We start from the raw sequence: 10,997 nt of genomic DNA, 5'->3' as shown, positions 1-10,997 counted from the left end.
GGCCTGCAAGCCCCCGTGTTTGAACAAAGGCGCGCCCGCCGCGGCGCGCCGCCCGAGAATGGAAGAGGAGACAAAATGAGACGCCAGCGCAAAGCCAAGATCGTTGCCACGCTCGGACCGGCCAGCACCGACATCGAAGTGATCCGCCAGCTGTTCGAGGCGGGGGCCGATGTGTTCCGCCTGAACTTCAGCCACGGCAGCCATGAGGACCATCGCCGCCGCTACGACGCGGTGCGCCAGGTCGAGGCCGAGACCGGCCGGCCCATCGCCGTGCTGGCGGACCTGCAGGGTCCCAAGCTGCGCATCGGCACCTTTGCCGCGGGCAAGGTCGCGCTCAAGGCCGGCGACGTGTTCGTGCTCGACAGCGATCCCGGCGCCGGCGACGCCACCCGCGTGCACCTGCCGCATCCGGAGCTGTTCCGCGTGGCCGCGCCGGGCCAGTCGCTGCTGATCGACGACGGCAAGGTGCAACTGAAGATCGAGTCCGTGGCCAGCGGCAGCATCGTCACGCGCGTGGTCAACCACGGCACGCTGTCCGACCGCAAGGGCGTCAACGTGCCCGACGCGGTCATCCCCATCCCCGCGCTGACCGAGAAGGACCGCAAGGACCTCGATTTCGCGCTGGCGCTGGGCGCGGACTGGATCGCGCTGTCCTTCGTGCAGCGTCCGGCCGACATCGTCGAGGCGCGCGAGATCATCGGCACGCGCGCCGGCGTGCTGTCCAAGATCGAGAAGCCGGCCGCGCTGCAGCAGCTCGAGGAAATCGTGCGCGTGTCCGACGCGGTGATGGTGGCGCGCGGCGACCTCGGCGTGGAGCTGCCGCCGGAGCGCGTGCCGGGGGTACAGAAGCGCATCCTGCGCGTGTGCCGCCAGCACGGCAAGCCCATCGTCATCGCCACCCAGATGCTGGAGTCGATGATCGATTCGCCGGTGCCCACGCGCGCCGAGGCCTCCGATGTGGCGAGCGCGATCTACGACGGCGCCGACGCGGTGATGCTGTCGGCCGAGTCGGCCAACGGCCGCCACCCGGTGCCGGCGGTGGCGATCATGGACCGCATCATCAACGAGGTGGAGCGCGATCCGCTCTACCGCAACCTGCTCGACGCCCAGCACGAGGCACCGCTGTCCACGCGCCAGGATGCGATCTGCGCGGCGCTGCGCGAGGTCACCCAGATCATCGGCGCGGTGGCCACGGTGACCTACACCTCGTCGGGCGCCACCGCGCTGCGGGCGGCGCGCGAGCGGCCCTGCGCACCGATCGTCAGCATCACGCCGAACCTGGAGATAGCACGCCGGCTGGCGATCGCCTGGGGCGTGCACTCCACTGTCAGCCCGGACGTGCAGAGCGTGGACGAGATGGTGAACGCGGCCACCCGCGCGGCGCTGGCCGAGGGCTACGCCGAACCGGGCGACCAGATCACCATCGCGGCGGGCATGCCGTTCGGCCAGGGCGGTACCACCAACCTGCTGCGCGTGGCGGAGATCGCCGGCGCCGGGCCCGGGCGGGCGCAGCTTGCCGCGGCGGCAGGCGCCGTTACGGCCTGATACATCGCTCCCATTCGCTGGCTGCACCGCCATTGCTATACTGATCGGCACGCCGTGGCTCTCTTTTGCCGCGGCCACCAACCAGCAATGCGGAGCCACCATGCGTCTCGATGACGAAGCCGAAAGCCAGAATGTAGAAGATCGCCGGGGAGCGGGTTCCGGCGGCTTCGGCGGCTTCGGCGCCGGACCCAAGACGATCGGCATCGGCACCATCATCGTGGCGCTGGCGGCCTCCTACTTTTTCGGCATCGATCCTTCCGTGATCATGCAGGGCGCCTCGGTGCTGCAGGGGCAACAGCAGCAGGCGCAGCCGCAGCATGTGCCCAGCCATGCGCCCGCCACCGACCAGATGACAGTGTTCGTGCGCAAGGTGCTGGGCAATACCGAGCGCACCTGGTCCGGCATCTTCGAAACCGACCTCAACCGCCGCTACGCGCCGCCCACGCTGGTGCTGTTTACCGGCGCCACGCCCACCGCCTGCGGCACCGGCCAGTCGGCCATGGGTCCCTTCTATTGCCCCGGCGACCAGAAGGTCTATATCGACCTGGCTTTCTATGACGAACTGCGCAAGCGCTTCGGCGCGGGCGGCGACTTCGCCCAGGCCTATGTGATCGCGCACGAGGTCGGCCACCACGTGCAGAACCTGCTCGGCGTGTCCGGCAAGGTCGATGCGGCGCGCCGGCGCATGGGCGAGGCGCAGGCCAACCAGCTTTCGGTGCGCGTGGAATTGCAGGCCGACTGCCTGGCCGGCGTGTGGGCCGCCACCGCCGAGCGCCAGAACCAGCAGTTGCTCGAGCCCGGCGATATCGAAGAGGGCCTGAAGGCCGCGGCCGCCATCGGCGACGACCGGCTGCAGCGCCAGGCCCAGGGCTACGTGGTGCCGGAAGCCTTTACCCACGGCACCAGCGAGCAGCGCGTGCGCTGGCTGCGCCAGGGCCTGAGCAGCGGCGACATCCGCAAGTGCGACACCTTCGCGGCCAAGCAGCTTTGAAGCCCGCGCGCGGCTGAGCGGCCGCGCTCTCCTCTCAAGCGCCGACCCTGATGTGGACAATCGGGCACGCAAAGATTGTCCGCGTCACACGCCGTGTCTATAATCGCGGCCATGCCAGTGATCGGGAAGCCGCAGGCGTGACACACTGCTCCGCGCTGCCGGCCCGATTTCCGATTGCCGGTTCCGTCGATTCACGCTGCCGCGTGCCCGTCGTCCGGCGCTGCGTCCTGACGATGCCAGCGGCCGGCTGCCGCCGCTGACACAGCCGCGCCAAAGACAGCCTTCCCCCCAAAAGAACAGTGCTTCGCTGTCCGGCGCGCACGCGCATTGTCGCGCGCCGATCGTTGTTCCACCGCCGCCGGCGGCGGCCTTCGGGCACGTCGGCGCGACCAACACCGAGTCTCTTTTCATGGCGTCCTTTTTTCTTCGCCGGCCCGCCTTTGCGTGGGTGATTGCCATCCTGACCATGGTGGCGGGCCTGATCGCCCTCACCCGCATTCCCATCGCCCAGTATCCGGCGGTGGCGCCACCTACCGTGATCGTCTCGGCCGACTATCCCGGCGCCTCCGCGCGCACCGTGGAAGATGCGGTCACCGCCGTGCTGGAGCAGCAGATGCATGGCATTCCCGGCCTGCTCTACCTGGATGCCAGCAGCGAAGGCGGCACCGCCAGCGTGACGCTGGGCTTTCGCCAGGGTACCGACGCGCAGCTGGCGCAGGTCAATGTGCGCAACCGCGTGATGCAGGCCGAACCACTGCTGCCGGAGGCGGTGCGCCGCGGCGGCATCTATGTCGACCAGGCCAGCGCCAACCCCTTCATGTACGTCTCCCTGGTGTCTGACGACGGCCAGCTCGACGAGACCGCGCTCGGCGATTTCGCCGCCGGCTCGGTGCTGCCCATGCTGCGCCGGCTGCCCGGCATCGGCAAGGCCGAACCCTACGGCGCCGAATATGCGCTGCGCATCTGGTTCGACCCGGACAAGCTCAATGCGCTCGGCCTTACCGCCGCCGACGTGGAGCAGGCCATCAAGGACCGCAACGGCGATGTCACGCCGGGCCAGCTCGGCGGCGCGCCGGCGCTGCCGGGGCAGCCCTTCCAGGCACTGGTGCGCCCGCCGCGCCCGTTGAGCGACCCGGAAGCATTCGGGCGCATCGTGGTGCGCAGCGGCGGCGATGCTTCGCTGGTGCGGCTGCGCGATGTGGCCCGCGTGGAACTGGGCGCCAGCGACTACCGCTTCGGCTCGACGCTGGACGGCAAGGTATCGGCCGCGATCGGCCTCAAGCTGGCGGACGGCGCCAACGTGCTGGCCACCTCGCGCACCGTGCGCGCCGCGCTGGACGACGCCATGCGCAACTTCCCGCCCGGCGTGCGCTATGCGATCTCCGCCGACAACGCGCAGTTCGTCGACCGCTCGATCTGGCGCGTGCTGGCCACGCTGGCCGAAGCCGCGGTGCTGGTGTTCCTGATCCTGTACCTGTTCCTCGGCAACCTGCGCGCCACGCTGATCCCGATGATCGTGGTGCCGGTGTCGCTGCTCGGCACGGTCGCCTGCCTGTATGCCCTCGGCCTGTCGCTCAACGTCATCACGCTGTTCGGCGTGGTGCTGGCGATCGGCATTCTGGTGGACGACGCCATCGTGGTGGTGGAGAACGTGGAGCGCATCATGCGCGAGGAAGGCGTGGACGCGACCGAGGCCGCGGGCCGCTCGATGCGCGAGGTGTCCGGCGCGCTGGTGGCGGTCACGCTGGTGCTGTGCGCCGTATTCGTGCCGATGGCCTTCATGGGCAGCGCGGTGGGCGTGATCTACCGCCACTTCGCCGTCACGCTGGCGATCTCGATCGCGTTCTCGCTGTTCTTCGCGCTGTCGCTGGCGCCGGCAATGTGCGCCAGCCTGCTGCGCCACGCGCAGCATCCGGTGCGCGGGCCGCTGGCCTGGTTCGAGCGCGGCTTCACGGCGTTTGCCACCCGCTACGCCGGCTGGGTGACGGCGCTGCAGCGGCGGCGCCTGCGCTGGCTGGGCGTCTACCTGGCGCTGGCCGTCGCCGGCAGCGCGCTGCTGTGGCAGATCCCGTCCGGCTTCCTGCCCGAAGAAGACACCGGCGAGCTGGTGATCGATATCGAGCTGCCGGCCGGCGCCACCCAGGCGCAGACGCGTGCCATGGTGGCGGAGCTGGAAACATGGCTGCGCGCGCAGCAATATCCGGTGCAATCGAGCTTTGCCGTGCTGGGCTGGAGCAATTCCGGCAGCGGCGAGCAGCGCGCCAGCCTGTTCCTGGCGCTGGAGGACTGGGAGCGCCGCGGCAGCAAGGACCGCGCCGAGGCCGTGCTGGCCAGGCTCTCGGAGGGGCTGGAGGCGTGGCCCGGACGCGGCCGCGCGCAGCTCTACGCCTACAACGGCGCGGCGCTGCCCGAGCTGGGCAGCACCGGCGGGCTCGACATGCGCCTGGTGGCGCAGCCCGGCACCGGCCGCGCAGCCCTGTTCGCGGCGCGCGACAAGCTGCTGGCCGCGCTCGGGGACAAGCGCGACGATGAGCCGTCGCTGGGCGAGGTGCGCGCGGCCACCGCGCAGCCGGCGCCGGCGCTGGACCTGCATATCGACTACGAGCAGGCGCGCAGCTTCGGCGTGGAGCCCGAAGCGATCCATCACGCGCTGTCTGCCACGCTCGGCTCGCGCTATATCGACGAGGTGGCGCGCGAGGGGCGCATACGCCGTGTGATCCTGCAGGCCGACGCGCCTTTCCGCATGGATCCCGCGCGCCTGTCGCGCGTGCATGTGCGCAACGCGCGCGGCGGCATGGTGTCGCTCGGCGCCTTCGCCGAACTGGTGTGGGGCGCGGGCGAGGCCACGCTGGAGCGCTTCGGCGGCCTGGCCTCGGTGCGCATCAACGCCGAGGTGGCACCCGGCCACAGCACCGGCACGGCGATGGCGCGGCTTGCCGCCAGGGTGCGCGAGCTGGGCGCCGCCTACGACGTGCGCTGGACCGGGCGCGCCTTCGAGCAGCAGCAAAGCGGCGCCCAGGCGCCGTGGCTGTTCGCMTTGTCGATGCTGTTCATCTTCCTGTGCCTGGTGGCGCTGTACGAGAACTGGACGCTGCCGCTGGCCGTGCTGCTGGTGGTGCCGGCAGGCCTGCTTGGCGCGCTGCTGGCGATCTGGCTGCGCGGCATGCCCAACGATGTCTACTTCAAGGTGGGCGGCGTGGTGATCATGGGGCTGGCGGCCAAGAACGCCATCCTGGTGGTGGAGTACGCCGAGCAGCTGCGCCGCGGCGGCATGGGGCTGGTCGAGGCTGCCGGCCAGGCGGCCCGCCAGCGGTTGCGCCCGGTGGTGATGACCTCGCTGGCCTTCATCCTCGGCGTGGTGCCGCTGGCCGTGAGCAGCGGGCCGGGCGCGGCGGCCCAGCGCGCGGTCGGCACCGGCGTGCTGGGCGGCATGCTGGGCGCCACCGTGATTGGCGCGCTGGTGGTGCCGCTGCTCTACGTGCTGATCGGGCGCGGGCGTGCGCGGCGCGGGCAGCAGCAGGCACCGTCGTAAGACGTGCGGAGTACGGGTGGTGCGCGGGAGAAAATGCGGAAAAGCGGAAAAGCGGGCGGCGGGGAAAAATCACCCGCCCGGCGGGAGAGAGAGGAGGAGGAGGTCAGCCGGGCAGGTGGGAGATAAAGCGGTACTGCGGGGTGGCGCGTCAGGTGTCGCGATACTGGACGGGCTAATCAGCCGGCCCGTAACGCGAGGCGGTCACCGAAGTGACCGCCAGGAGACACGCGGTGCCGGGTCAGACCCGGTAGCCGTAGAGCGAACCGTCGCCCGAGCGCGAATTGTCGAGCGAGGAGGCCGAGATTTCGCCGCTGAAGGCGCGCGCGCCGTCGGTGAAGGTGTCGAACCTGCCTTGCTTGGCGCCATCGGTGAACGTGTCGAACTTGCCTTGCTTGGCGCCGTCGGTGAAGGTGTCGAACTTGCCTTGCTTGGCGCCGTCCGTGTACACGTCGTACCTGCCCGTGCGCAGCGCGTCGGCATACACGTCGAACTTGCCGAGCTTGCTGGCGGCAGGCGCGGCCAGCGCGGCGGCCGATGAAACGAGGATCAACACGCCTAAGGCGCTGCCGAGGATGCGTCTGGCATTCATTTGGGACTCCTTCAACTGATTTTGTTTCGTCTTTTTTTTGGTCTGCTTTACTAGCTGCTGCGGCAATCTATGTTGCGCTGCGAGCACGGACTGAAGATTAGTGGTTGGTTCGGCAAGGAGAAATACCACTGCGACGAATGGTGCGTTGCGAGTCGTGAAACGCTGGAAGTACGGACGAACGGCGCCCATGCCGCCGCGAATGGGCGACGCGCAGCGCGAATGGCGGTGGTGCGGGGTGGTGGGAAGGTCGCCTGGCGGCGGTGCCGGGCGCCGGCCAACCCAGGCTGGAGGCGGCCTGGCCAGGATCGGGGCAGGCCGTGGCGCTAGCTTTTTCCTGCCTCGGCAAGGCAGGCGGCGCGCACCGGGAAGCCGCGGATCGCACCGGGGCGTACCGCCAGGCGGCGTCCCCGTATCTGCGAAATGTGCGCCATGAGGCCCTGATTATTTTAGAGCGTGAACTGTCCGTTGGCCTCGGGCTGGAAAGAAAGCTCGACCACGGTGACCTTCTGTTCGCGTCCGTCCGGCAGCCGGTAGCTTACGGTCTGTCCGCTGCGTGCGCCGAGCAGCGCCTGGCCAACCGGCGATAGCACCGACAGGCGGCCGGCCTCGAAATCCGCGGTATCCGGATAGACCAGCGTCCAGTTGCGCGGCGTGGCCTCGCCCTCCAGCGCGCACGTCAGGCTGGAGTTCATGGTCACGACATCCTTGGGAATGGCTTCCGCCGGCACGATGGCGGCGCGCTCCAGGATGCCGTCGAGCATCTCCACCAGCGGTGCGGCGCCGGCGCGGCTGGCAATGCGCTCGAGCCGGGTGACATCGAGTTCGGTGAGGTAAAGGGTCGGTTGCTGCTGCTTGGATGAAGCCGTCATGATGGATCCTCGCTAGGTGGCGATGCGTGGCCCCGGCCCCCAGGCCCGACCCGCTGTGGATCGGCACGGTATTGCCAGGTCATTGGATTGATTCAGGCCGTCAGGAATGACGGGAAAGCCGCGAACAGGGTGAGACTCGGCCCGGTTCGGCGCTTGCCTGCGTGTGGGGTTACGTCAGGCTGGGAACCGGGCGGGATCAGGCGGAGCGCTGACCCGGCGGCAGGCCGTGGCCTGGTTGGCTTGTGCGCGCAATGCCGACGCCGCGCGCGCCCACGCGCCGGCCTGCCCGGTACGGGCAAGCACGGCAGCGGTCGGCGGCAGGCAGCAAGGCATCATCGGCATGCGGCAGGAATGTGGGAAGTCGGAAAACGCGGAAACGAAATACGGAAACGGCGGGGAAAACCGGAACAAGCGCGCTTTGCGTGGCGGCTGCAACGAAAGCGATGGCTTACTCGGGCAGGCGAAACCTGATTTCCGTGCGCCGGATCCGCCGCCTGCTCACCAGCCGGGTGCACGGCTGGCAAAGGGGATCGTAGCACAGGCGGCGCCTTCTTTTAAGACGCCATGCGTCGCCCTGGCCGCTTCGGCGGGTTCAGGCGCTTCAGTGGTGGTCCTGGGCGTGCGGGTGGCATTCGCACGCGGCACCGGCCGCGGCCTGCTGCAGGTTCTGCAGGATGCCGCACTCGCTGGCGGGGTGCGGCTGGTCGCAGGTGTGGCGCAGCGCMCGCAAYTGCCCTTCCAGYGCCTCGAGCGCCACRCGCTGGGCRTGRATCTGGTCGATCTGGCGGTCSAGCARYGYGTYGATATCGYCRCASGCSAGCGWSGGATYGCGCTSGAAATCSCGCAGCCGGCGCACATCGGACAGGCTCATGCCGAGCGARCGGCAATGSCGCACGAAGTTGAGCTGCASSAGRTGSGSGTCGCCGTARCGGCGATAGCCGTTGTCTTCSCGCTGSGGRGCGTCGAGCAGSCCCTCGCGCTCGTAGTAGCGGATGGTCTCCACGTCGCAATCGCTGTGGCGGGACAGTTCACCGATTCTCATGCGGACTCCGGGTGACGCCTGCATCAGGCAAAGACCCTGTAGTAATTACGGGGTTAGCTACGAGTGTAGACCATCGGGCGGCGTCTCGCCACCCGCGGGCGGCATGGCGCGATCAGGCCGGGGCAGGTCCGCGGGCCTGGTCGCGCACGCTCAGCGAGCGCGGCGCGAAGGCCGCGCGCATCACATCCACCGCCAGTTCCGGCCGGGCGGCGCCGCACATGAACACGTCCACCGCGGCAAAGCCGTATTCCGGCCAGGTATGGATGCTGATGTGCGACTCCCGCAGCAGCAGCACCCCGGTCACGCCGAGGCCGGGCCCGAAATGGCGGAAGCGTGCATCGACCACGGTGGCGCCGGCGGCCCGCGCGGCCTGGTACAGCACGCGCTCCACCAGCGCGGCGTCGGCCAGCAGCTCGGCGGCCACGCCTTGCAGGTCGGCCAGCAGGTGGTGGCCCAGCACGGCCGGGCAAGGCAGCATCGGGGCGTTCATGGCCGCGCGCCCGTCGGCGCCATCGGCCTGGCCTGTGTCACCCTTCTCATTTGTGTCCGCCGCCCGAGGACCAGCCGCTGGAGCCGGATGAGCCGCCGCTCCAGCCGCGGGCGCTGGAATAGCCGGATGCGCCGGATGCCCCGGAACGGCCGCTGTCGCCGATATTGAAGAAGGTGGTGCCGAACAGCACGATGATCCCGTAGACGAGGTAAAGCAGGCGCACGCTGACTCAATCCTTTCCGGCCCAGCGCTGGACCAGCCAGATCGGCGCCCACAGCAGCAGGAAACCGAACACGATGGTGAACCATCCGCGGTCCGTGACCAGGGCCACCGGCACGTTGAGGATGGCGAGGAGGATGGCGTAGACCTTGGCGCTCTTGCGGCAGAAGGCCAGGTCCGCGCCGCTGCCCGCCGGCCTGGCTGCCTGCGGCGCGCGGGCCGCCTGCGCCAGGGCGGGCACGGACCTGAACCATTGCGCCACCTGCGCGCGGGCCACCGTGGTGGACAAGGTCCAGACGATCTCGGTCTCGGAAGTCTCGCGCGTGAGGCGCCGCGCCGGCTTGCCGAACTCGGTCAGGCGCGTGGTGTCGCCCACCTGCACGCGCCAGTTGAAGGTGCCGGCCGCGTACAGCACCTCGCTCTCGTAGTCGAAGCCCTGCTGGAAATTCTGCCCCTGGTAGCTGGCGGCGGTGGCGGAGACCATGCGCGGCCAGGTATCGAGCACCTCGACGCGGTCCCAGCCGCTGTCCTGCTCGACCAGCCACAGCAGGCCGCGCTGCTCGTTGAACAGCAGGTATTCGACCCAGGTGGAAGCTTCGTCCTCATCGTTGTCCGTGCACTGCATCAGGCCCAGCACCGTGTACGGCTTGCCGTCGATGGTGCCGGTGTCGCCCGGTGCGAGGCTGGTCTTGAGCGCATCGAGCTCGCGCTGCTTTTCCAGCACCAGCGCGGTGGAGGTGGTGCAGTCGATCTGGCTGTGGCAGCTCGGGCAGACCACGAAGCTGGCCACGCCGGCGCGGTAGGCGATCGCGCCGCCGCAGCCCGGGCAGGCCAGCGGCACGGCCTTGCCGCGGTAGCGGTCGGCGGTGCCGGCGATCTGGTCCGGCTCGCGCAGCAGCTGGCACTTGAGCTGGTCCAGCGTGACCGCCGCGCCGGCATAGACCGCTGGCGGATAGCCGTGCGCGTAGTCGAGCGTGACGAAGCGGCCCTCGTCGCGGAAGTCCGCCACCTGCGCGGTCCAGCCCGCGCCGACCGCAAACGGCAACTCGCCCTGGCCACCGGTGCAGCGCGCGCTGCGCACATCGCTGGCCAGGTAGCGGTGCTTGTCGAAGAACAGGCTGGTGCCCGGCGAAAGATGCTCGTACTGCGGCAGCGGCGCGCCGTCGAGCTGGCCGGGAGATGCCTGAGCGGGGTCCGGCGGGGCGCGCCGGGTCAGCATGTACTGGCCCGAGGCATCGGCCAGCCAGCCGTCGCTGCCGTCGTCGAACAGCAGGTACCACTCGTTCCACAAGCCGGCGTCGTAGCGCAGCTGGATGCGGCCGACCAGGGTGAAGCCCTGCCCGTTCCACTGCCCGCTGGTACTGAGCTGCAGCGGCGTGTAGTCCTCCAGCACGGCGGACATCTTGCCGATGTCCTTGACCGTGTCGGCATCCTTGAGCAGCGTGCTGTGGCAGTACTCGCACACCACCATCACGGCGGCCGACGAGCGGAAGGCCGCGGGCGCGCCGCAACTCGGGCAGTTGATTTCTTGCATGCGCCGTGCGTGCTCAGCCGACCAGTTTCTTCAGGATCTCGGCCTTGGCGGTGTCGAACTCGGCCTGCGAGATCAGGCTCTTGTCGAGCAGCTCCCTGAGCTTCTGCAGGCGCGCGGCGGGATCGTCGGCCGCCGCCGGTGCCGCCGGTGCCGCCGCGGCGGGCGCGGCAGGAGCAACGGCAGGCG

The 10,997-nt window shown here is 69.6% G+C and carries 10 protein-coding genes; 3 read left to right on the top strand and 7 right to left on the bottom strand.

Translation table 11 applies throughout. From position 1 onward, the window contains the following. The first annotated feature begins 75 nt into the window (after positions 1-75). From pyk to AC1DO7_RS35145, 3 genes are all read left to right on the top strand, one after another. Positions 76-1,545, top strand: a complete 1,470-nt coding sequence (gene pyk / locus AC1DO7_RS35155) for a pyruvate kinase (RefSeq protein WP_441612946.1) — start codon at positions 76-78, stop codon at positions 1,543-1,545. Positions 1,546-1,645: 100 nt separating this feature from the next. Next, the gene (gene ypfJ / locus AC1DO7_RS35150; protein WP_441612945.1) at positions 1,646-2,536 is read left to right on the top strand and encodes a KPN_02809 family neutral zinc metallopeptidase; all 891 of its coding nucleotides are present in this window, start codon (positions 1,646-1,648) and stop codon (positions 2,534-2,536) included. Between the two features lie 409 nt (positions 2,537-2,945). Then, entirely contained in the window at positions 2,946-6,068 is a 3,123-nt protein-coding gene (locus AC1DO7_RS35145; RefSeq protein WP_441612944.1) for an efflux RND transporter permease subunit, read from the top strand. Positions 6,069-6,306: 238 nt separating this feature from the next. On the opposite strand, the gene AC1DO7_RS35140 is transcribed toward AC1DO7_RS35145, so the two are convergent. From AC1DO7_RS35140 to AC1DO7_RS35110, 7 genes are all read right to left on the bottom strand, one after another. Next, on the bottom strand, positions 6,307-6,657 hold the full coding sequence (locus tag AC1DO7_RS35140; RefSeq protein ID WP_441612943.1) for a hypothetical protein: 351 nt from the start codon (positions 6,655-6,657) through the stop codon (positions 6,307-6,309). A gap of 446 nt (positions 6,658-7,103) precedes the next feature. Beyond that, positions 7,104-7,526, bottom strand: a complete 423-nt coding sequence (gene rnk / locus AC1DO7_RS35135) for a nucleoside diphosphate kinase regulator (RefSeq protein WP_441612942.1) — start codon at positions 7,524-7,526, stop codon at positions 7,104-7,106. Between the two features lie 601 nt (positions 7,527-8,127). Continuing rightward, positions 8,128-8,568, bottom strand: a complete 441-nt coding sequence (locus AC1DO7_RS35130; RefSeq protein ID WP_477117167.1) for a Cd(II)/Pb(II)-responsive transcriptional regulator — start codon at positions 8,566-8,568, stop codon at positions 8,128-8,130. A gap of 112 nt (positions 8,569-8,680) precedes the next feature. Next, complete coding sequence (gene speD, locus AC1DO7_RS35125) at positions 8,681-9,058, bottom strand: adenosylmethionine decarboxylase (RefSeq protein WP_441612940.1); 378 nt, start codon at positions 9,056-9,058, stop codon at positions 8,681-8,683. A gap of 46 nt (positions 9,059-9,104) precedes the next feature. Beyond that, positions 9,105-9,281 carry a hypothetical protein gene (locus AC1DO7_RS35120; protein ID WP_441612939.1) on the bottom strand — a complete coding sequence of 59 codons (177 nt, stop codon included), beginning with the start codon at positions 9,279-9,281 and terminating at the stop codon, positions 9,105-9,107. A 6-nt stretch (positions 9,282-9,287) separates the two neighbouring features. Next, positions 9,288-10,811: a DUF4178 domain-containing protein gene (locus AC1DO7_RS35115; protein ID WP_441612938.1), complete on the bottom strand. Its 1,524-nt coding sequence runs from the start codon at positions 10,809-10,811 to the stop codon at positions 9,288-9,290. A 13-nt stretch (positions 10,812-10,824) separates the two neighbouring features. After that, positions 10,825-10,997: SHOCT domain-containing protein (locus AC1DO7_RS35110; RefSeq protein ID WP_477117168.1), on the bottom strand; the 173-nt coding region annotated here is incomplete at its 5' end.

This window comes from Cupriavidus sp. 05N40 (genome assembly GCF_056397305.1).
This window is presented reverse-complemented; position numbering and strand designations above follow the sequence as displayed.

Coding starts and splice junctions, on each gene's coding strand:
- AC1DO7_RS35115 (WP_441612938.1), bottom strand. CDS start 10,811: ATGCAAGAAATCAACTGCCCGAGTTGCGGCGCGCCCGCGGCCTTCCGC.
- AC1DO7_RS35140 (WP_441612943.1), bottom strand. CDS start 6,657: ATGAATGCCAGACGCATCCTCGGCAGCGCCTTAGGCGTGTTGATCCTC.
- pyk (WP_441612946.1), top strand. CDS start 76: ATGAGACGCCAGCGCAAAGCCAAGATCGTTGCCACGCTCGGACCGGCC.
- rnk (WP_441612942.1), bottom strand. CDS start 7,526: ATGACGGCTTCATCCAAGCAGCAGCAACCGACCCTTTACCTCACCGAA.
- ypfJ (WP_441612945.1), top strand. CDS start 1,646: ATGCGTCTCGATGACGAAGCCGAAAGCCAGAATGTAGAAGATCGCCGG.
- speD (WP_441612940.1), bottom strand. CDS start 9,058: ATGAACGCCCCGATGCTGCCTTGCCCGGCCGTGCTGGGCCACCACCTG.